The organism is Antarctobacter sp. (assembly GCF_034670325.1).
Classification (GTDB): domain Bacteria; phylum Pseudomonadota; class Alphaproteobacteria; order Rhodobacterales; family Rhodobacteraceae; genus Antarctobacter.
Genome location: NZ_JAXMNR010000005.1, coordinates 253,935 through 274,983 on the forward strand (window position 1 = coordinate 253,935; position 21,049 = coordinate 274,983).

20 protein-coding genes and 1 riboswitch are annotated in these 21,049 nt (G+C 65.1%); of the genes, 11 read left to right on the forward strand and 9 right to left on the reverse strand.

All coding sequences use genetic code 11. From position 1 onward, the window contains the following. The first annotated feature begins 75 nt into the window (after nucleotides 1-75). From pcaD to VOI21_RS14425, 8 genes are all read left to right on the forward strand, one after another. Nucleotides 76-864: a 3-oxoadipate enol-lactonase gene (gene pcaD / locus VOI21_RS14390; RefSeq protein WP_323770628.1), complete on the forward strand. Its 789-nt coding sequence runs from the start codon at nucleotides 76-78 to the stop codon at nucleotides 862-864. Between the two features lie 4 nt (nucleotides 865-868). Continuing rightward, on the forward strand, nucleotides 869-1,579 hold the full coding sequence (locus VOI21_RS14395) for an alpha/beta fold hydrolase (protein WP_323770629.1): 711 nt from the start codon (nucleotides 869-871) through the stop codon (nucleotides 1,577-1,579). A 6-nt stretch (nucleotides 1,580-1,585) separates the two neighbouring features. Further along, the gene (locus tag VOI21_RS14400; protein ID WP_323770630.1) at nucleotides 1,586-2,917 is read left to right on the forward strand and encodes a lyase family protein; all 1,332 of its coding nucleotides are present in this window, start codon (nucleotides 1,586-1,588) and stop codon (nucleotides 2,915-2,917) included. Nucleotides 2,918-2,924: 7 nt separating this feature from the next. Further along, on the forward strand, nucleotides 2,925-4,130 hold the full coding sequence (locus VOI21_RS14405) for a TCR/Tet family MFS transporter (protein ID WP_323770631.1): 1,206 nt from the start codon (nucleotides 2,925-2,927) through the stop codon (nucleotides 4,128-4,130). A 93-nt stretch (nucleotides 4,131-4,223) separates the two neighbouring features. Then, nucleotides 4,224-5,312: an alcohol dehydrogenase catalytic domain-containing protein gene (locus tag VOI21_RS14410; RefSeq protein WP_323770632.1), complete on the forward strand. Its 1,089-nt coding sequence runs from the start codon at nucleotides 4,224-4,226 to the stop codon at nucleotides 5,310-5,312. Nucleotides 5,313-5,373: 61 nt separating this feature from the next. Continuing rightward, a complete protein-coding gene (locus VOI21_RS14415; protein ID WP_323770633.1) occupies nucleotides 5,374-6,606 on the forward strand; it encodes a mandelate racemase/muconate lactonizing enzyme family protein in 1,233 nt (410 codons plus the stop codon). A 97-nt stretch (nucleotides 6,607-6,703) separates the two neighbouring features. Next, nucleotides 6,704-7,000 carry a metalloregulator ArsR/SmtB family transcription factor gene (locus VOI21_RS14420; RefSeq protein ID WP_323770634.1) on the forward strand — a complete coding sequence of 99 codons (297 nt, stop codon included), beginning with the start codon at nucleotides 6,704-6,706 and terminating at the stop codon, nucleotides 6,998-7,000. Then, nucleotides 6,987-8,411 carry an amidase gene (locus VOI21_RS14425; RefSeq protein WP_323770635.1) on the forward strand — a complete coding sequence of 475 codons (1,425 nt, stop codon included), beginning with the start codon at nucleotides 6,987-6,989 and terminating at the stop codon, nucleotides 8,409-8,411. Before VOI21_RS14420 ends, VOI21_RS14425 begins: the two co-directional genes overlap by 14 nt. A 26-nt stretch (nucleotides 8,412-8,437) precedes the next feature. Here the strand turns inward: VOI21_RS14425 and VOI21_RS14430 are convergent, their stop codons facing one another. After that, nucleotides 8,438-10,321: an acyl-CoA synthetase gene (locus tag VOI21_RS14430; RefSeq protein ID WP_323770636.1), complete on the reverse strand. Its 1,884-nt coding sequence runs from the start codon at nucleotides 10,319-10,321 to the stop codon at nucleotides 8,438-8,440. An 84-nt stretch (nucleotides 10,322-10,405) separates the two neighbouring features. Next, complete coding sequence (locus tag VOI21_RS14435; protein WP_323770637.1) at nucleotides 10,406-10,531, reverse strand: hypothetical protein; 126 nt, start codon at nucleotides 10,529-10,531, stop codon at nucleotides 10,406-10,408. Here VOI21_RS14435 and VOI21_RS14440 point away from each other — a divergent pair. The 3 genes from VOI21_RS14440 (at nucleotide 10,530) to VOI21_RS14450 (ending at nucleotide 12,769) form a co-directional block, all read left to right on the forward strand. Next, the gene (locus VOI21_RS14440; protein ID WP_323770638.1) at nucleotides 10,530-10,829 is read left to right on the forward strand and encodes a DUF1992 domain-containing protein; all 300 of its coding nucleotides are present in this window, start codon (nucleotides 10,530-10,532) and stop codon (nucleotides 10,827-10,829) included. The two genes, VOI21_RS14435 and VOI21_RS14440, sit on opposite strands and share 2 nt — an antisense overlap. An 86-nt stretch (nucleotides 10,830-10,915) precedes the next feature. After that, complete coding sequence (locus VOI21_RS14445) at nucleotides 10,916-12,109, forward strand: class I SAM-dependent methyltransferase (RefSeq protein WP_323770639.1); 1,194 nt, start codon at nucleotides 10,916-10,918, stop codon at nucleotides 12,107-12,109. Between the two features lie 3 nt (nucleotides 12,110-12,112). Further along, the gene (locus tag VOI21_RS14450; RefSeq protein ID WP_323770640.1) at nucleotides 12,113-12,769 is read left to right on the forward strand and encodes an SOS response-associated peptidase; all 657 of its coding nucleotides are present in this window, start codon (nucleotides 12,113-12,115) and stop codon (nucleotides 12,767-12,769) included. 85 nt (nucleotides 12,770-12,854) lie between these two features. Here the strand turns inward: VOI21_RS14450 and trmB are convergent, their stop codons facing one another. The 7 genes from trmB to VOI21_RS14485 form a co-directional block, all read right to left on the reverse strand. After that, nucleotides 12,855-13,568: a tRNA (guanosine(46)-N7)-methyltransferase TrmB gene (trmB, locus tag VOI21_RS14455; protein WP_323770641.1), complete on the reverse strand. Its 714-nt coding sequence runs from the start codon at nucleotides 13,566-13,568 to the stop codon at nucleotides 12,855-12,857. Nucleotides 13,569-13,640: 72 nt separating this feature from the next. Continuing rightward, nucleotides 13,641-15,494: a trypsin-like peptidase domain-containing protein gene (locus tag VOI21_RS14460; protein ID WP_323770642.1), complete on the reverse strand. Its 1,854-nt coding sequence runs from the start codon at nucleotides 15,492-15,494 to the stop codon at nucleotides 13,641-13,643. A gap of 168 nt (nucleotides 15,495-15,662) precedes the next feature. Further along, a complete protein-coding gene (gene metK, locus VOI21_RS14465) occupies nucleotides 15,663-16,841 on the reverse strand; it encodes a methionine adenosyltransferase (RefSeq protein ID WP_323770643.1) in 1,179 nt (392 codons plus the stop codon). A gap of 6 nt (nucleotides 16,842-16,847) precedes the next feature. Continuing rightward, nucleotides 16,848-16,894: riboswitch (SAM-SAH riboswitch) on the reverse strand. A 41-nt stretch (nucleotides 16,895-16,935) separates the two neighbouring features. Next, nucleotides 16,936-18,486 (reverse strand): apolipoprotein N-acyltransferase, encoded by a 1,551-nt coding sequence (gene lnt, locus VOI21_RS14470; protein ID WP_323770644.1) that lies wholly within the window; start codon nucleotides 18,484-18,486, stop codon nucleotides 16,936-16,938. After that, nucleotides 18,479-19,450: a hemolysin family protein gene (locus VOI21_RS14475; RefSeq protein ID WP_323770645.1), complete on the reverse strand. Its 972-nt coding sequence runs from the start codon at nucleotides 19,448-19,450 to the stop codon at nucleotides 18,479-18,481. The genes lnt and VOI21_RS14475 overlap by 8 nt, the downstream gene beginning before the upstream one ends. Before the next feature lie 12 nt (nucleotides 19,451-19,462). After that, nucleotides 19,463-19,987: an rRNA maturation RNase YbeY gene (gene ybeY, locus VOI21_RS14480; protein ID WP_323770646.1), complete on the reverse strand. Its 525-nt coding sequence runs from the start codon at nucleotides 19,985-19,987 to the stop codon at nucleotides 19,463-19,465. A 72-nt stretch (nucleotides 19,988-20,059) separates the two neighbouring features. Further along, the gene (locus tag VOI21_RS14485; protein ID WP_323770648.1) at nucleotides 20,060-21,028 is read right to left on the reverse strand and encodes a PhoH family protein; all 969 of its coding nucleotides are present in this window, start codon (nucleotides 21,026-21,028) and stop codon (nucleotides 20,060-20,062) included. Nucleotides 21,029-21,049: the final 21 nt, after the last annotated feature.

Below are 21,049 nucleotides of genomic sequence, written 5' to 3' on the forward strand. Positions count from 1 at the left end.
GGGGGATGTCGAAAAGGTCCCTTTTGCCGACCGCCCCCACGCGCTAAACCAAACGCCAAAGGGAGGCACGACCAAATGCACTTGGCTCAATTCGGCGACCTGCGCCTGCACTACAGCGTCACCGGCCCCGAGGACGGGATGCCGGTGGTCTTTGCCAATTCTCTTGGCACCGACTTCCGCCTTTGGGACGCAATCCTGCCGCTGCTGCCTGCGGGCTTGCGCATCCTGCGCTTTGACAAGCGCGGGCACGGGTTGTCGGATGTGCCAGACGGCCCCTACAGCATGGGCGCGTTGGTCACCGATACCGAAAAGCTGATGGAACATACCGGGTTCAAAGACGTGGTCTTTGTCGGGCTGTCCATCGGCGGGATGATCGCGCAGGGCCTTGCGGCCAAGCGGCTGGATCTGGTGCGTGCCATGGTGCTGTCCAACACCGGGGCCAAGATCGGCACCCGCGACATGTGGGACGACCGGATCGCGGCAGTGAACGCGGGTGGCCTCGCCTCGGTCGTGGACCCGACGATGGATCGCTGGTTCTCCAAACCGTTCCATGCGGACCCAGAGTTCCCGGCATGGCGCAACATGTTCCTGCGCACGCCTGCGATGGGCTGGACCGGCTGCGCCGCCGCCATTTCCGGTACGGATTTCATTTCTACCACCAGCGGGCTGCGCCTGCCGACGCTGGCCATTGCCGGGTCCGAAGACGGCTCGACCCCGCCCGACCTTGTGTTTGAGACCGCCGACCTGATCCCCGGCGCGCAAAAACAACTGATCCGGGGCGCGGGCCACCTGCCATGCGTGGAAAAGCCCGAGGAATACGCAGCCATCCTTTCTGCCTTTCTCAAATCCCAAGGCGCGACCTGACACGATGGCGCGCATCCTGCTGATCCACGGCGCGTCGCACGGCGCATGGTGCTGGCGCGACACGCTGCCCGCGCTGGCCGCGCTTGGTCACGAGGTGCGCGCCATAGACCTGCCGTCTCATGGCGATGATCAGACCCCGGTGAACGAGGTCACGCTAGAGGACTACGGTCGTGCGATCCTTGATGCGCTGGACGGGCCAACCATTCTTGTCGGGCATTCGATGGGTGGCTACGCGATCACACTGGCCGCCGAGATGGACCCGTCGAACATAGCCGGATTGGTCTACCTGTGCGCCTATGATCCGTGGCCCGAAATGGGACTGTCGCAAATGCGGATGGAGGCCGACGAACAGCCGCTTTTGCCCGCGATCCGCTTGGCCGAAGACCGGCTCAGCTTTACCTTTGACCCGCATATGTCCGCTGACCTTTTCTACCACGACTGCCCGCCAGAGGCGGTCGCCTTCGCGCTGGATCACATCTGCCCGCAGTCGGCGGCGGCCTCTGCCACGCCCGTCGAAATCACTGAAAACTCCCGCGCGCTGCCGCGCAGCTATATCGTCTGCGCCGAGGACCGCGCCATCCCGCCTGCCTTTCAGCGCGTGATGGCGTCCCGGTTTGACCCCGCCCGCGTGACCGAACTGCCCAGCAGTCATTCGCCCTTCTTTTCCATGCCCGATGCGCTTGCCCGCGCCATCGACACCCTTGTGAAAGCCTGACCGCCCATGCCCGCCACGCCCTTTGACAGCGCCCACCTGACCCGCCTCTTTGCCACCGGCGACACCGCGCGCCTGTTCTCGGACAGTGCAGAAATCCGCGCCATGATGCTGGTGGAGGCGGCCTTGGCGCAGGCACAGGCAAAGCAGGGTGTGATCCCGGAAACCGCCGCCGCCGCGATCCAGCGTGCCAGCGTCGAATGCCAGATCGACCCGGCGCAACTGGCCGAGGCGACGGGCCAGAACGGCGTGACCACCCCCGCTTTTGTCAGCGCCTTTCGCGCCGCGATAGGCGCGCCGGAACACGCGCAATATCTGCATTGGGGCGCGACGTCACAGGACATTCAGGACACCGGGCTGATGCTGCGCCTGCGGCAGGCATTGGCACAGCAGGAGAACCGCCTGCGCGCCACCCTGACCGCACTGGCGCGGCTGGCCACCGACCACGCAACAACCCCGATGGCCGCGCGCACCTATGGCCAGCACGCCACTCCGACCAGCTTTGGCGCGCAGGTCGCCGCATGGGGCTGGCCCCTCATGGACTCGTTGAACGCCCTGCCCGCCCTGCGCGACACCGCGCTGCGTGTCTCGTTGTCAGGGGCGGCCGGTACCGGCTCGGCCCTTGGGTCGGACCCGGCCGGCCTGCGCGCCCTGATGGCAGATGGGTTGGGGCTGAGCGATCCCGGCCATAGCTGGCACAGCGACCGCACCCCGATCCTGTCCATCGCGGGATGGTTCACGCGCACCGCGCTGGCCGCTGGCAAGATGGGCGAGGATCTGATCCTTGCCACCCAAAGCGGCATCTCCGAGGTCCGTCTTGGCGATTCCGGCGCGTCCTCGACCATGCCGCAAAAGCAAAACCCGGTGGCCCCCTCGGCGCTGGTGGCGCTGGCCCGTCACGCGCAGGGGCTGGACGCAACCTTGCAGGGTGCCAGCCTGCACCGCCAACAGCGCGACGGCGCTGCGTGGTTCACAGAATGGCTCTGCCTGCCGCAACTGGTGCTCAGCTCCGCCGCCGCTCTGACACACGCTCAGGACCTTGCCGAAACGCTGAGTCCGGACGCCAAGGCGATGCGGGCCACGCTGGACGCCACCGGCGGGCTGCTGATGGCAGAGGCGCTGTCCTTTGCACTGGCCGAAACCATGCCCCGGCCAGAGGCACAGGCCCTGTCCAAGACGCTGTGCAAAGAGGCCATCGCCAGCGGCCGCCCGCTGTCCGAGGTCGCCCGCGCGGCGCATCCCGACCTGCCGCAAACCCTGTTCGATCCGGCCACCCAGATGGGCACCGCCCCGGCTGAGGCGCGCGATTTCGCCACGGCTGTCGCCGCCCTGACGGCCTGACAGCGCCATGCGCCCGCAAGTCGTGTTCCTGCTGGCCACGGTGACGCTGAACGCCATGGGAATAGGATTGATCCTGCCCGTTATCCCGGACCTGATCCGGGACGTCACCGGCCAGCCACTGTCCGATGCGGCGCTGATCGGCGGGGTCCTCAGCACCATCTTTGCCGCCATGCAGTTCCTCTTTGCCCCGTTCATGGGCCGGTTGTCCGATGCCTATGGGCGGCGGCCCGTGCTGCTGGGGACTCTGGCGATCATGGTCATGGACTATGTTGTTCTGGCGCTGGCCAACACGCTGTGGATGCTGGTGCTGGCGCGGATGATCGGCGGTTTCGCCTCGTCCACGCAGTCCACCGCAAGCGCCGCCATTGCCGACCTGTCAGAGCCGGGGCACCGCGCGCGCGGATTTGGCCTGATCAGCGCCGCCTTTGGTCTGGGTTTTGTGCTTGGCCCGGTGCTGGGCGGCGTGCTGGCGGAACTGGGCACGCGCGCGCCGTTCTGGGCGGCGGGGATGCTTTGCGGCGCGGGCGTGCTGCTGGGCGCGCTGACCTTTCCCGAAACCCATGCCACCGAAAACCGCCGCCCCGTCACATGGCGCGGCAGCAACCCGTTCGGGGCCTTCCGCGCCCTCAACCGCCTGCCCGGCCTGAGCCGCGCGCTGGTGGTCTATTTCCTGTACAACGTGGCCTTTGGCACCTATCCGGCGATCTGGTCGTTTTTCGCGCAGGCGCAATTCGCCTGGTCGCCCGCCATGATCGGCCTGTCGCTGGGCATCTTCGGGGTCTCCTTTGCCGTCGTTCAGGGCGGGCTGATGGGCCTGATCTTACAGGCCTTGGGCGAACGCGGCACCGCCGCCATGGGGCTGGCCGTCTCGGCGCTGGGCTTTGCCGCCCTGAGCATGGTGACAAACGGCACGCTGATCCTGTTCTTCGCCCCTGTCGCCGCTTTGGGCGCGACCTATGCCCCGGCGCAGCAGGCCCTTCTCAGCCAGCGCGTCGGCCCCGACGAACAGGGCGCGCTGCAAGGCGTCCTGACCTCGACCATAGCGGTTGCCATGATGGTGGCCCCGGCGCTGATGGCTCAGGTTTTCGCCACCGCCACCGCACCTGAAAGGGTCACGCCGTGGCCCGGTGCGCCTTTCCTTGTGGCGATGGTCCTTGTGCTAGCCGCGCTGATGCTTTTTGTCTGGCGACGTCGCGCGCCTGTCGTAACGTAAAAAACCGTAACCGACAGGCATCATGTCGGTTTCTGACGGGCGACGGGCCAAGCCCATCCTCAGGGTCAGCCCAAACACGGGGAGAGTTCCACCATGCCACGCATTCGCGCTGCGGTCTGTACCGCCTTCGACGCGCCCCTTCAGATCGAAGAACTTGACCTCCGCGCGCCCGGCGCCGGAGAGATCGAGGTCACGCTGGAGGCGGTCGCCATCTGCCATTCCGACATCTCATATGCCGAAGGGGCGTGGGGCGGCGACCTGCCCGCCGTCTACGGCCATGAGGCCGCAGGCCACGTCACGTCCCTAGGCAGCGGCGTGAGCGACCTGAAAGAGGGCGATCGCGTCGTCGTCACCCTGATCCGCGCCTGTGGCACGTGCCCCAATTGCGCGGGCGGCAAACCCACCATCTGCATCGGCGACCGTCGCTCCGACCCGGTGCTGACCCGCCCCGACGGAACCCCGGTGATCCCGGCGATGTTCTGCGGTGCCTTCGCTGAAAAGGTGGTCGTCGACCAAAGCCAGGTCGTCGTCATGCCACAAGATATGCCGGCAGAGGCGGTCTGCCTTTTGGCCTGCGGTGTGATCACCGGCATCGGCGCGGTGATCAACGCGGGCAAGATGCGCCCGGGCGACGACGTGGTGGTGATCGGCGCCGGCGGCGTCGGGCTCAACGCCATTCAGGGCGCGCGCATCGGCGGGGCCCGCCGCATCATCGCCGTCGACATGAGCGAGGAAAAACTGGAAACCGCCCGCGCCTTTGGGGCCACCGACGGCGTTCTGGCCAGCGAAAGCGCCCCGTGGAAGACCGCCACAGACATCATGGGCCGAGGCGCGGATGTGGTGGCAGTGACTGTGGGCGCGATCCCTGCCTATGATCAGGCGCTGCGCTATCTCGGCTGGGGCGGGCGCATGGTGATGATCGGAATGCCCCATTCCGGTGCCATGGCCACCTATGAGCCGGTGGTGCAGGCCTTTATGGGTCAGCAGATGGTCGGCTCCAAAATGGGCGACGTGGTGATCCAGCGTGACATTCCGTGGATGGCCGATCTGTACCGCCAGGGGCGGCTGAAGCTGGATGAGCTGGTCTCGGGCCGTTGGGCGCTGGAGCAGATCAACGAGGCGATTGCCGATACCAAGGGTGGCGGCGCGCGCCGCAACGTGATCCTGTTCGACCAACCGTGAATCGGATTTTCGCCGAAAATCCGTCTCTGCGTCCAACATCACTCCCGCAGGAGGGCCCGCCATGAAACTCCGCGATCTCGACATCATCGTCACAGCGCCCCCCGCCCCCGGCTGGGGCGGGCGTTACTGGATCCTCGTGAAGCTGACCACCGATGACGGCATCACCGGCTGGGGCGAATGTTACGCCGCATCCGTCGGACCCGACGCCATGCGCGCGGTAATCGCAGACGTCTTTGCCCGCTATTTCGACGGCGAAAACCCCGAGAACATCGAACGCATGTTCCGCCGCACCTATTCCTCGGGCTTTACCCAGCGCCCCGACCTGACGGTCATGGGGGCCTTTTCCGGGCTGGAAATCGCCTGCTGGGACATTCTGGGCAAGGCGCGGGGCCGCCCAGTCTGGGCCTTGCTGGGCGGCATGATGAACGAGCGCGTGCGCGCCTATACCTATCTCTACCCGCTGCCCAAACACGGCATGGACGACTTCTGGACCTCGCCCGAGATGGCCGCAGAATCCGCGCTGGACTGTGTCGAACGCGGCTATACGGCGGTCAAGTTCGACCCCGCAGGCCCCTACACCATGCGCGGCGGCCACCAGCCGGGCATGCGAGACATCGCCATGTCCGTCGCCTTTTGCAAGGCCATACGTGAGGCCGTGGGCAACCGCGCCGACCTGCTGTTCGGCACCCACGGTCAGTTCAACACCGCAGGTGCGATCCGTCTGGGGCAGGCGCTGGAACCCTACCTGCCGCTCTGGTTCGAGGAACCGATTCCGCCCGACAACCTGCTGGAATTCGCCGAGGTCGCCCGCGCCGTCCGCATCCCCATCGCCACCGGCGAGCGGCTGACCACCCGCGCCGAATTTGCCGCCCTGCTGCGCACCGGCGGGGCCAAGATCCTGCAACCGGCGCTGGGCCGGGCGGGCGGCATCTGGGAGATGCGCAAGCTGGCCGCACTTGCCGAAAGCTTTAACGCCGAAATGGCGCCGCATCTCTATGCCGGTCCCATCGAATGGGCCGCGAACATTCAGCTCTCCGTCTCAATCCCCAACCTGCTGATTGCCGAGACCATCGAAACCCCGTTCCACGCCGCCCTGATCAAAAGCGCGATCAAGGTCGACAACGGCTATGTCGCCGCCCCGCAGGCCCCCGGTCTTGGCATCGAAGTGGATGAGGATCTGGCCCGCGCGCATCCCTACACCGGCGACGGTTTGCACCTGCAAATGCAGGATGCGCCTTGTGATTACGCAAACGGCAACGCCTTTCAGGGCGGAGCACCGGCGACCGAATCATGATCTCGCAATTCTGAAAAGGGGCGTCTATATTGTTGTGAAAGAACAAATCGCGAGTCCCATGGAAGACCTGAGAAAATTGCCGCCTCCACCGGAGGAGATGCAAACCAACGCCCAACACGCCGCCGCCTTTCTCAAGACGCTGGCGCATGAGGGCCGGTTGATGATCCTGTGCCATCTGGGGTCTGGCGAAAAATCCGTGGGCGAACTCGAAGACCTGCTGAGCATCCGGCAGGCTGCGGTCAGTCAGATGCTGGCGCGCCTGCGCGAAGAAGGACTGGTGCAAACCCGGCGCGACGGCAAGACGATCTACTACAGCCTTGCAGACGAAAACACGAGCCGGGTGATCGGCCTGCTGTACGACATCTTCTGCGCCCAGCCCAATGGCCGCTGCTGACCCGCCGTTCACCGGGCCCGACCTGTGCCGGCTGACCGCCTGTGCTGTGGTTGACCTGCTGAAAAGGCGCGAGGTCAGCCCGCTGGACCTGATAGAGGCCAGCCTGTCGCGCATCGCTGCAACAAGCCCCGCCATAAATGCCATCGTCACGCTTTGCCCGGACCGCGCGCGCGACTCCGCTGCCGCCGTTGATCCGGCAAGCCTGCTGGCTGGCCTACCCATCGGGATCAAGGACCTGATGCCGGTACAGGGCGTGCGCACCACCTTTGGAACGCCTGCTCTTGCTGACAATGTGCCACAGACCTCTGACCCTGCTGTCTTGCGGCTGGAATCCTGCGGCGGCGTGGTGATCGGCAAAACCAACACGCCCGAAATGGGCGCAGGCGCCAATACCTTCAACCCTGTCTTCGGAGCCACCCGCAACCCGTGGAACACGGCGATGAACGCGGGCGGGTCGTCCGGCGGGGCGGCAGCGGGCTTGGCCGCAGGAGAGGTCTGGCTAAGCCAGGGATCGGATTTGGGCGGTTCTCTCCGCACCCCGGCCAGCTTTTGCGGCATCGTCGGGCTGCGCCCCTCCCCGGGCATTGTTGCCAGCCCGGGAAAAGACGGGTTCAACGCCTTCGGGGTCGAGGGACCAATGGCCCGCACGGTCGAGGATTGCGCGCTATTTCTGGATGCGATGGCCGGGTGGGATGCGGTTTCGCCGATTTCGTTCCCGGCCCCCGCGCAAAGCTATCTGGATACATGCCGTTCTGACGCGGGCAGCATCCGCATCGGCTATGCCCCAGACCTTGGCGGGCTGGCCCCGGTAGAGCCGGAAATGGCCGCGCTGTTGTCCGATGCCCTGACCCGCCTGCAAGCGCCGGACGTGACGGTGGTCGAGGCCGCGCCCGACACAACCGGCACGGAAACCGCCTTTCGCACCCTGCGCGGGCTGGGCATGTGGACCGGGTTCCGCACCACGCCCAGCGTCGTATCCGACCGCTACAAAACCACGCTGCGCCAGAATATCGCCGAAGGCGGCGCGCTCACGGTCGATGACATCGCCGAGGCCCAGTTCATCCGCGCCCGCCTTTACGACGGTATGCGGCACGTCTTTGAAACCTGCGATGTGCTGGCGGGGCCTGTCACCGGGATTGGACCGCTGCCGGTCGAGATCGAATACCCGCCCGAGATCGCAGGTCACCCCAGCCGGGACTATATCGACTGGCTGCGCTTTGCCTTTCTCGCGACGGTGTGTGGCCTGCCCGCGCTGTCGCTGCCCGTGGGCCGCGACGCGCGCGGCCTGCCGGTGGGGCTGCAACTGATCGGCCCGCCCCGGGGTGAGGCACGCCTGCTACAGGTCGCCCGTCGGCTGGAACAGGCGACGGGGTTTGCCCCGACGCCCATTGACCCTGTCATATCTCACTGACGCACAGCGGTTTACTGCACCGCGATTTACGCTTCTGCCGGCTCCCACGGTCGGACAAAATCGCCAAGGATCGCGCCAATATCCGCCTCTGTCGCGCCATTCGCCTGCACCTGAGCGACCAGACCCCGACTTTTGTCGTCGATCACGGATACCACGCGCGCGGCACAGCCCGCCTTTTCCAGCGCGCCATTGTAGACGCGCGTGATCGCGTGTTTGCGCAGGTCAGGCTTGAACACCTTGCCCACCGCCGTCTTGGGCAGTTCCGGCAGGATGGTCATGTGCTTGGGGTGTGCTGCGCGTTCATGCACGTGGATGCGCGCGTGTTCCAGCAATGCCTCTTCGGTGACCTCGGCCCCGGCCACCAGTTCGACAAAAGCGCAGGGCAGTTCCCCCGAATGCGCATCGGGCTGGCCGATCGCGCCCGCAAAGGCGACGGCCGGATGCCCCAGCAGCGCCTCTTCGATCTCGGCCGGGTCGATATTGTGGCCGCCGCGAATGATCAGGTCCTTGGCGCGCCCTGTGATCCAGAGATACCCGGTGGCATCCATGCGCCCCAGATCGCCGGTCCGAAGATGCGTGCCATAGTGGAACAGATCCGCGTTCTTGGCCGCCTCTGTATAGGTCCGGCCCGCAAGGACACCGGGGTTGGACACGCAGATCTCACCGATCTCGTCGACGCCGCATTCCACCGGCTCACCCTCAACCATCCGGATGATCCGGATATCGGTATAGGGAAAGGAGATCCCGACAGAGCCGATCTTCTTTTCGCCATCCACCGGGTTTACCGCGACGAGGCAGGTCGCCTCTGTCAACCCATAGCCTTCGCAGATTGTCACGCCGCAGGCGGCCTCGAACCGTTTGAACAGTTCCATCGGCATCGGGGCAGAGCCGGAAAACGCCGTCTTGATAGACGAGATATCCGCATCCACCTTGCGCTGCATCAGCGCCGACACCGCCGTCGGCACGGTGATCACAAAGGTCGTCTTCCAGCGCTCACATAGCTTCCAGAAGTTGTCCATCACCCCTTCGCCGCGATAGCCCGCAGGCGTCGGGAACACCACATGCGCGCCGGAAAACACCATCGCCATCAGGATGACGTGGCAGGCAAAGACGTGGAACAGCGGCAGCGGGCACATCACGCTGTCGGTCTCATTGAACAGCAGCGTATCGCCCAGCCAGCCGTTGTACAGCATCCCCTCGTAGGTGTGCTGCGCCACCTTCGGCATCCCCGTCGTGCCGCCGGTGTGGAAATAGGCGGCCACCCGGTTTGCCGTGCTGTCGGCAAAGGCCAGCGTCTTGGGCTGCTTGGCCATTTCCTTGCGGAAATCCTTGATGTCGGCGTGATGGTTGCCCGGGTTCTTGGGCCGCACAAGCGGCACGATCCAGCTTTTGGGCGGGGTCAGGTAGCGATTGAGATCGACCTCCAGCACCGTATGCACATGCGGCGCGTTGCGCACTGCCTCGGCCATTTTCTGCGCGATGTCGGTCTTGGGAAACGCCTTGAGCGTGACCACCACCTTGGCATCCGTCTCGCGCAGGATCGAGGCGATCTGTTCCGGCTCCAGCAGCGGGTTGATCGGGTTCACGATCCCCGCCACAGCGCCGCCCAGCAGTGCGGCAATCGCCTCGTTACAGTTGGGCAAAACATAGGCGACGACGTCGTTTTCGCCCACGCCAAGGCTGCGAAACAGGTTCGCCGCCTGCGCGGTCTGCGCCTGCACCTCGGCCCAAGTCAGGGTTTCGGCCTTGTCGGTCGGCCCGGAAAGAAGCTGATAGCTGACCGCCGGTCGGTCGGGATGTCGCCCTGCCGTGCGCGCCAACTGCCCCCACAGCGTCGGCGGAATATCCCGCTCCGCCCAAGGTATCTCGGCCTCGATTGCATTGCGATCGTCCATTCCCGAATAGGTCATGGGCGTCTCTCCTCCCCGTTTTTTCATTGCCGACCAGTTTGTGAGCCTTTGCCCCTTCGCGCAAGAGATAGGGACGCGGCGGCATCAAACCCGTGACGCAGCGTTTTCCAGCACCTTGGAACGGCCAGGCCGCTTCGCGCTGTCGCCGCCATAGCGCCGGCGCGACCTTTCTTCCATCACCTTCGGTTTTGTGGCATTGATTTTGGCCATGGACCACCCGCTGATCGACCTCATAAACGCCCGCATACAGGCTGCAGAACGCGACGGGGCCTTCGACAAACTCGAAGGCGCGGGCCAGCCCCTGCCCGCCTGCGACGACCCGGAAAACGCCGTCCTGACCCGCATCCTGAAAGAGAACGGCGCGGTGCCAGAGGTGGTCGCCCTGATCCGCGATCTGGCCGACCTTCGCGCACGCCTGCGCGACACGCATGACCGCACCGCCCGCGCCGGGCTGATCCGTGAGATTGCCTTGCTCGACACCCGGCTGGAGATCGCCAAGCGCCGGTGATCCGCCCTGCCGCAAGACCCGTCTTAACACTTGTCCCCCAGCGCCCTTTTGGGCAAACCGTTTTCCAACCTCAGGGAGACGCACGCATGGTATCGGTCAAGGAACAGTACGAAAGCTATCCCTACCCGGAACGCGACCCGGCGGACGAGAAAAAGCGCCTGATCACCGGCTCACCCTCACATCCGCTGGAAATGGACCACTACCTGTTTCAGGGCCAGCGCGACTGGTCGCAGACCCTGCGCGTGCTGGTGGCGGGGGGCGGCACCGGCGATGCGCTGATCCAGATCGCCCAGATGATGACCAGTGCGGGCGCGCCCTATGAGATCACCTATCTGGACCTGTCCAAAGCCTCGCGCGCAATCGCAGAGGCGCGGGCCAAGGCGCGCGGCCTGACCGGCATCACCTTTCTCACCGGCAGCCTGCTGGATGCGCCCGATCATGGCCCCTTTGACTACATCGACTGCTGCGGGGTGCTGCACCACCTGCCGGATCCGGATGCGGGTTTTGCCGCGCTCCGCGCCGCCGTTGCCCCCGGTGGCGGTATGGGGTTCATGGTCTACGCGCCTTATGGCCGCTCCGGCATCTATGCGCTGCAAGAGGCCTTTGGCACGTTGTTCGACGGCATGGCCCCGCAGGCGCGCCTGGCCAAGGCGAAAAAACTCGTCGGCAACCTGCACAAGGGCCACCCCTTTGCCGCCAACGGCAATGTCACCGACCACAAACAAAGCGATGCGGGCTTTTATGACCTGTTGCTGCACGGTCAGGACACGCCGTTTGACATCCCCCGCCTGTTGAGCACGCTGGAGCGGACGGGCTGGAAAACGCAATCGCTGCTGCCGCCGGGCCTCTATGATCTCGCGCGCATCACCGACCGGCCCAAGGATATGGACGACGCCACCGCCATGGCCTTGGCGGAAAAGCTGCGCGGCACGATGAAAAAGCACCTTGGCTATCTTGTGCCCGCCGATGAGGACCGCCCCATCGCGCGCGGATCAAGGCAAAGCCTGATCCCGCGTTCCCCCACCAGCGACATGCGCAAACCGGCACAGGCGGTGGCGCAGGGTCGCCCGCTGCCGATCACCCTGAAAGAGGCCGATGTGCAGATGCGCATTCCGCGCGATTGCGCGCCGCTGATGGCCGCCATCAACAACCGCCGCAGCCTTGCCGAAATCCGCGAAGTCACAAAGATGGACCCGCTGCGCTTTGCCGATCTCTGGGGGCGGCTGGAACGCGAACTGACCGCCTGGGGCCTGCTGCATTACTCCCGTTTCGGACTCTGACCCATGTGCGGGCGGTTTGCGGTCACTCTCCCCCCGGACGCCATGGCCCAGTTGTTCGAGGCGGCACCGTCGAACGACCTGCCAGAAGTGCCCAACTACAACGTCTGCCCGACGAACCAAATCCATGTGGTCATGGAGGACGCCGGTCGGCGGCTGGTGTCGATGCGCTGGGGGTTCCTGCCGCATTGGTACAAGGCCCCCAACGGCGGCCCGCTGCTGATCAACGCGCGGGCGGAAACCATCGCCGAGAAACCCGCCTTCAAGGCCGCCTGCCGTGAACGGCGCTGTCTGATCCCCTGCACCGGATTTTATGAATGGACCAAGGACGAAAACGGCAACCGCCTGCCGTGGTACATCCATCCCTCACAGGACTCCGCTCTGGTCTTTGCCGGTGTCTGGCAGGACTGGGAACGCGACGGCCAGGCCTTTCGCACCTGCGCCGTCGTCACCTGCGCCGCCAATCAGGCCATGTCCAAGATCCACCACCGTATGCCGGTTGTGCTGGCCCCGGACAACTGGGCCAAATGGCTGGGTGAGGAAGGGCGCGGCGCAGCCACGCTGATGACACCGGCACCAGAGGACGCGCTCAGTTTCTATCGCGTTGACCCGGCGGTGAACTCCAACCGGGCCAAAGGCGCGGAGTTGATCGCGCCCCTCTGACCGCACTCCGTCTTTTGGTGGGGTCAAATCCTTCTGCGGGAAGGGTCCGCAGCGAGACGGCCTTCGGCAGCACGCCCCCGCCCTTTTACGTCCTTCGGAACGTCAGGTAATGCGGCACCCGGCCTGCGCGCAGCGCCTTTTGTTCATACCGGGTGGAATGCCAGTCGCCCCAGGGATCGCGCCAGTCCGCCGGTCCATCGGCCAGCCACTCAAAGCCCGCCTTTGGCACCTCGATCAAGGTCTGGCGCACATAGTCGGGGATATCCGTCGCCACCCGGAACTCCGCCCCCGGTTTCAACACCCGGTGCAGCGGCTCTAGGTGTTCCGCCGTCACAAACCGGCGGCGGTGGTGTTTCTTCTTGGGCCAAGGATCGGGGTACAACAGAAACGCCTTTGACACCGACTGATCCGGCAGCACGTCAAACAGGTTGCGCGCGTCGCCGGGATAGACCCGCAGGTTCTGCACCCCCGCATCCCGGATCTTGCCCAGAAGCATGGCCACGACGTTGATGAAAGGCTCCGCGCCGATCAACCCGACACCGGGGTTCTGCACCGCCTGATGGACCAGATGCTCTCCACCGCCAAAGCCGATTTCCAGCCAGACCGGCGCGTCGCCAAATACCGACTTCAGGTCCAGCGGGGTGCGTTCCGGGTTCTCTTCCCAGTCCACCGGACCCGGTGACAGCTTGTCCAGATCCTCTTGCAGATACTCTTCCTGCTTGGGCCGCAGGGTCTTGCCCCGGATACGGCCGTAAAAGTTCCGCCAAGGGGCGTCGGGATGCTTGTTCGATGTTGTCATGGCGGCCAGCGCATACCCGCCTCGCTGCCGTGGTGCAAGATGCCTACCGCCCGTCGCCTCCACGAAACGGCGTCAGCGACGTTCCAGCGGCGCAATGACCGCGCTCAGCATCCCGGTCGAGAACGGGGCCGCAAAGCCGCGCCGTCGCTCTTGCGTGCCGGATCCGCCGCCAAGGTGCAGGCCGATGACAGTGCCGGTGTCCAGATCAATCACCGGAGCCCCGGCAGTGCCGCCCGCCGTGGTGGCGTCATGGCCAAAGGCCTGCGGATAATCCGCCCAGGCCGAGGCGACCGCCACCCGCGTGCCCGGCATCAACCGCTTGATATAGGGCCGCCAGCCCGGTTGCATCTCGATCCCTGCCACCCTTGGATCGTTGACCGGATAGCCCAGCACCGCCAGCCACGCGCCGTCACCGGGCACCCCGTCCCCCAAGGGCGCAGGCCCGATCCCGGCGGCGGCCAGCCCCGGCACATGCAGGAAACTCAGGCCCGCCTCCTTGTCGCGCAACAGCACCTGCCGCACCGCAAAGACCCGGTTGTCGCGGTCGTCCTGCGCATCCTCCCCGACCGAAAACTCCATCCGCAACAGCGGCAAGGGGGTCAGGTTGGCGGCCATCGCAATGCCCGGCGCCTGCAGATAACCGGGCACAAAATCCGCCGTCACCACCACGTCACGCGCCACCACAAAGCCGGTGCCACGCATCGGCTGATCACCGTCCGACAGCCGCAGGAACCCGGTCGCCGCCGCGACCTGCGCCAGCGCATCCGCCTGCGGCGTCAACACCTCCTGAACCGCCGCAACCGTCCCCGCCTGCACGCGACCGTTGATCACCGGCAGCATCGGGCGGAAATCGCCGCTCGACACCGGCGGCACCACCGGCTCCGCAGCACTGACCACCGGCTGCGCCACCGCCGCGACCCGCAGGGTCTGGCGCGCCTCTTCCAGCGTCAGCCCCCGGCCCATCCCGGCATAGATCGCCCGCGCCTCGGCAATCGCGCCCGGATCGTTCGGCAGCGGCGTCGGGTCCAGCTGGATCAGGTTGGCGTGCAACTGATAGATCTCGGCAAATTCGACCGACTGCCCGATCAGCAGTTTCAGATTGTCGCGCGCGCGTTCGAGATCGCCCAGATCGTCGATGTTCAGTGTCAGGTCCGCCGCCCGTTTATCGCGCAACCGTTGCCAAGTCAGGAACGCCTCGGTCCACAGGCAATAGTGGTCGCGCCGCATCTTGAACACCGCGCCATCCTGATCGGACACCAGTTCCGCCCAGATCAGCGCGCAGGCGATGCGCGCCGCAAGATCGCTGTCGCGGCGGATGTCGTCAAAGGTCATCAGCCGGTTGTCCTCCAAAGGCTGATGCGCATTGCGCGGCGCCTTGGACCAGCGCACCACGGCAGAGATGCGCCCGTCGCCGGTATCCACCACATGGCCGGTGATCTCGTTCGGCGGGGCCACGCGGCGGCGCATCGAATCCAGCAGCTTGCCAAAGTTGATGCCCTGCACGTTCAGTTCCAGCTTGCTCAGCGACTCTGTCGAAAACCCCAGCGAGGCGGTGGCAAAGGGCAAAGGCGCCACGTCGCGCGCGCCCGCCTGCGCATCGCGCGCCAGCCGCGCCTCGCGCAGCAGATTCTCCCGGCGAAAGCTCTGGTTGATCAGCCCGTGCCGCTGCACGATCATCGCGCGCAGCGCCTCGGACCGGGTCGCGTCCGGTTGCCCCTGACGCGCGAACTGAAACCCGCCGATGCCCGGCTTGGCGGATTGAAAGACCTTGTCGACCTCGCGCACCAGCATCCCTGCCACCAGCACCAGCAGCCCGGCATAGGCCAGTTTGGCAAGGTTCGTCGTGAACGGGATCGGCTGCGGGTCAGACCACCAGAGCCAGCCGATAAAAGCGGTGGCACAGGCCATGAAAATGAAAAGCAGCATGCGACTATCCACGGATCTAAAACCAGCCAGAGTTGAAATACCCCCACAGTTTACACGAAAAACGGTCCCAAACCAAGAGCACGACCCAGCCCCCACACCCGCAAAGAAAAAGGCGCCCCCGCAACGGGAGCGCCTGTGCCATACTGATTGACCTCGGAAAGGCCGGTCTCAGATCGCCTTTTTCAGCGCCTCGACAAGATCGGTGCGCTCCCACGAGAAACCGCCATCCGCCTCGGGCGCGCGGCCAAAGTGGCCATAGGCCGCCGTGCGCTGATAGATCGGCTTGTTCAGTTCCAGATGGGTGCGGATGCCGCGCGGCGTCAGGTCGATCACCTTGGGGATCGCCAGTTCGATATCGCGCGCCTCAACCTTGCCGGTCTGGTGGGTGTCGACGTAGATCGACAGCGGCTTGGCCACGCCGATGGCATACGACAACTGCACGGTGCAGCGATCCGCCATGCCAGCGGCCACCACGTTCTTGGCCAGATAGCGCGCCACATAGGCGGCTGAGCGGTCCACCTTGGTCGGATCTTTGCCCGAAAACGCGCCGCCGCCATGCGGGGCTGCGCCGCCATAGGTGTCGACGATGATCTTGCGGCCGGTCAGGCCCGCATCGCCATTGGGGCCACCGATGACAAACTTGCCGGTCGGGTTGACCCACCATTCTGTGTCGCCGGTGATCCATCCTTCGGGCAGCGTCTCGCGGATGTAGGGCTCGACCAAGGCGCGCACATCGGCGCTGGTCATGCTTTCGTCCAGATGCTGGGTCGACAACACGATCGAGGTCACGCCCATCGGCTTGCCGTCCTCGTAGCGCACCGAAAGCTGCGATTTGGCATCCGGGCCCAGAGCGGGTTCGGTGCCGTCCTTGCGGACCTCTGCCAGACGGCGCAGGATCATGTGGCTGTACTGGATCGGCGCGGGCATCAGCGCCTCGGTTTCATTGGTGGCGTAGCCGAACATGATACCCTGATCACCGGCCCCCTCATCGCCCTGCTCGCCGGTCACACCCTGCGCGATATGCGCCGATTGCTCGTGCAACAGGTTGGTGATCTCGCAGGTGGCGTGATGGAACTTGTCCTGCTCGTAGCCGATGTCCTTGATGCAGGCCCGTGCAATATCGGGAATGCTGGCCATAAAGTCGGGCATCTTGTCCTGATCGGTCAGACCGACCTCACCGCCGATGACGACGCGATTGGTGGTGGCAAAGGTTTCACAGGCCACGCGCGCCAGCGGGTCTTCGGCCAGAAAGGCATCAAGGATAGCGTCGGAAATCCGGTCACAAACCTTGTCCGGGTGGCCTTCCGAGACGGACTCGGAGGTGAAGATATAGTTGTTACGTGACATGAAAGATGCTCCATTGGTGCCGCCGTCACGCCAGGAAGCCGTTGTGACGGGATGCTTATTATCTCGATGCGCGTACGCGGCGCGGCTGGCAGGGTCAATCGGATTCTGTGCGACCGATGCGTCGCGCCGCACCCCAAAGCAGGCCAATGGCGACAAATAGCGCAATTCCGACTGGCAGGTCGCCGGTTCGACTATACAGCGTGTGTCGCATCGGCGGCGGCAGCGGCGCGTCCAGATAACCCGCCTCGCCCAAGGGCAGCGCCTCCAGCACCCGCCCCGCGCCGTCGATCACCGCCGACACGCCGGTATTGGCGCTGCGCAGCATGGGCAGCCCCTGCTCAATTGCGCGAATGCGCGCCTGCGCCAGATGCTGAAAGGGGCCTGACCAAGTCCCGAACCACGCGTCATTTGTTAGCTGGATCAGCATGTCGGGCCGCAGCGGCGCGCCGTTCACATCCTGCGGAAACACCGCCTCATAGCAGATCAGCGGCAGCGCCGTCCCCAGATCGCCAAGGTTGATCACCTGCGGCCCCGGTCCAGCGCTATAACCACCCTCGGCCCGCGCCGCCAATCCGGCGATGTTCCAGCGCGCAAAGACCGCCGCGGCGGGCATGTACTCACCAAAGGGCACAAGGTGATGCTTGTCATACAGCGCGTTCACCCCGCCCTCTGGTGCCAACACCACCAGCGAGTTGTAGTATCCGGCCTGATCGGCGCGCTGCACCCCCACGATCACCTGCGCATCGCCTGCCGCCTGCGTGATCTGGTCCAGCACCGGCCCCGCCCGGCGCAGCAGGTTGGGCACGCTTGTCTCTGGCCAGAGGATAAGCTGCGGGCGCGGCTGTCCTGTCTCGGGCGCGGCGGCGGTGAACCGCAGTTTACGCTCCATGAAGACCGGGATCATGTCCGGATCCCATTTTTCATGCTGCGCGGCGTTGGGCTGCACCAGCCGCACCAGCGGCCGCCCGTCCAGATCCTGCATTCCCGGCGTCAACGCCATGCCACCGCCGAACAGCACCGCCAGCATCGCCGCGCCTGCCCCCGCCGCCCGCAGCCGTCCCGCACCGGGCGACAAAGCGACAGCCAGCAGCGCTGCCGCCACCAGTGTCGCCACCGTCAGCCCGTGCGGCCCGATCACCGAAACCCATTGGATCACCGGCACCGGCAGCCAGAAATACGGCACCAAAGCCCATGGAAACCCGGTGAACACATAGGCGCGCGCCAGTTCCACGGCGCTCCACGCCAGCACCAGCGTCAGGGCCGGACGCCGCGCCCGCCCCGAGACCCAAAACGCCAGCCCCCAGAACAGCGCCAGCCCCCCGGCCAGCCCGATCAAGCCAAAGGGCGCCATCCAACCGGTAGTGGCCGCATCCACAAGAAACGGCTCGACAATCCAGCTCATGGAAAAGCCGAAATAACCCAGCCCGACGGCCCAGCCGGTGCCAGCCGACTGCGTGCCGCGCGCGGTAGAAAGAAACAGCCAGATCGCCGCCACATAGCCCGGAAAGGCGAGATACCACAGGTCATAGGGCGGCTGCCCCAGCCCGATGATCACCCCCACGGCCACCGCCAGCGGCAGACGCGCCCAGCCCGGCAACCGCCCTTGGGTCGCGGACACGCGACCGGCCGACCGGCTGTCAGGCATGGCCCGCGTCAACCTTGGCGGATTGGGCCCCCTGCGCCGGAACAGGAGTCGCGGCATGGCCCGAGGGGCCGTCAGGGCGCGCCGCGTTGGCGGACCGCACCCTCAGCCGTTTGATCCGGCGCGGATCGGCATCCACCACCTCAAAGTCGAGGCCGACGGGATGCGGCACCACTTCGCCGCGCGCAGGCACCCGACCGGCCAGCATGAACACCAGCCCGCCCAGCGTGTCGATTTCTTCTTCGTCGATGGTGTCGTGATCGGTCAGCGTCAAACCCAGTTCCGCCTCGAAATCGGTCAGCGGAGTCTTGGCCTGCACAAGGTAGCAACCGCTCTTTTCGCGGGTCCAGTACTGATCCTCTTCGGTGTCGTGCTCATCCTCGATCTCACCGATGACCTGTTCGATCAGGTCCTCGATCGTGACCAGCCCGTCAACGCCGCCATATTCGTCGATCACCAGCGCCATGTGCCGCCGCTCTGTCTGCATCTTGGTCAGCAGAACGCCAATCGGCATCGAAGGCGGCACAAACAGCAAGGGCCGCAACAGACGTTTCAGGTTGAACCGACCACCGGTGCCATTGAACCCGTGCTGCAAGGCAAAGTCCTTGAGGTGGGCCATGCCGACCGGCGTATCCAGCGTGCCGTCATAGACGGGCAGACGGGTCAGCCCGCTGTCGCGAAAGACAGAAACCAGATCGTCCTTAGTGATCGTATTTGGAACGGCGATGATCTCAGCCTTGGGGATAGCCACGTCCTCAACCCGCATCCGGCGAAGGTTGATCATGCCATGAATTGGCCTGTTGGCAGACGGAGTGGTGCTAGGCTTCGCGGTCCCGTCTTGCGAGCCGCCTCCGCCGATCCGTCCGAATATCCTTTGCCAGAACCCGTGCCGAGGCCCGTGTACGTTCATCTGTCCCGATCCAAGCGCGCGTTGCGCTGCCTTAGACGAGTCTTCGCTATCGCCCATCAATCCGTTCCATCATGCCCCCTCTGGGGCGCCATCCTCACCATATGGGTCCGGTAGACCGAGATTGCCAAGTATTTCAACCTCAAGCCGTTCCATCAGCGTGGCGTCAAGGTCACGCATATGGTCATAGCCCAATAGATGTAACACCCCATGAACGATCAGATGTGTGACATGTTGCTCCATAGGGATGCCCCGATCGGCGGCTTCTTGCGCACAGGTCTCATAGGCCAGAGCAATATCGCCCAGATGATGCGCGTCTTCGCCCTCCTCTGGTTCGGGCGCAAAGGGCGTGCCGCCATCGGTATCGGCGGCCAGATCCTCGGCAGGCCAGCTAAGGACGTTGGTGGCCTGCGGCTTGTCCCGGAAATCGCCGTTAAGGGCGGCGATTCGGGCATCGTCGCAGCCCAGCACGGCGATCTCATACCCCTCCGGCGACAGTCCCAGATGCAACAGCGCCGCCACCGCCCCGGGTTCGGCCAGCCGGTCAAGGCCAGCCTCTTGCCAGCGATCATCCTCGAATATCGTGTCGGTCAGCATGTGGATCAGCGCCGCGGACCCTGCCCCCGGCCCCCAGAGAAATGGAAAACCCGCAGAAACAACGGCTTTGCCTTAGCCCTGCGTGTCCGCCTCATAGGCCTCAATGATGGCCGCGACAAGCGGATGGCGCACCACGTCCTTGGCGGTGAAATAGTTGAACGATATGCCGGGCACATGGCCCAACAGCCGTTCCGCATCCGCCAGCCCCGAGGGCACCCCGCGCGGCAGGTCGATCTGGGTGCGGTCGCCAGTAATGACCATGCGGCTGCCCTCACCCAGACGGGTCAGGAACATCTTCATCTGCATGGTGGTGGCGTTCTGCGCCTCATCCAGCACCACAAAGGCATTGGACAATGTCCGCCCTCGCATAAAGGCCAGCGGCGCAATCTCGACCGATTTTTCCTCCCGCATCTTGGCAAGCTGCTTGCCCGGCAGGAAATCGTTCAGCGCATCCATCAGGGGCTGCATGTAGGGGTCGACCTTTTCCTCCTGCGTGCCGGGCAGAAAGCCCAGCCGCTCACCCGCCTCGACGGCAGGACGACAGAGGATGATCTTGTCCACCTCGCCGGTGATCAGCATGTTCACGCCAACGGCGACGGCCAGATAGGTCTTGCCCGTTCCGGCCGGACCGATGCCAAAGGCCATTTCGTTTTCGAACAACGATCGCACATAGGCCTTTTGCGCATCGGTGCGCGGTTCGATCAGCTTTTTGCGAGTCTTGATCTCGACCTTGCCGCCGGTGAACATCTCTAGCTGTTCGTCCGGTTCTTCCTCTTCCATCCGAAGGGCGCGGTCGATGTCGCCGCGTTCCACCTCGCGCCCCTGTTCAAGGCGCTCATAAAGGCCGCGCAGCACATCGGCCACGGCAGGCACAGCGTCCTCCGGGCCATGCACCGCCAACTGGTTGCCACGGCGCAGAATCTGCACCCCGGTCCGGGCCTCTATATCGGTGAGGTTGCGATCAAACTCTCCACAGAGATCGATCAACAAACGATTATCGGGGAATTCAAGGATCGCTTCGGTCAAGGTGCCCGCTGTCAAACCCGTCTCCTGCGCAGGGCG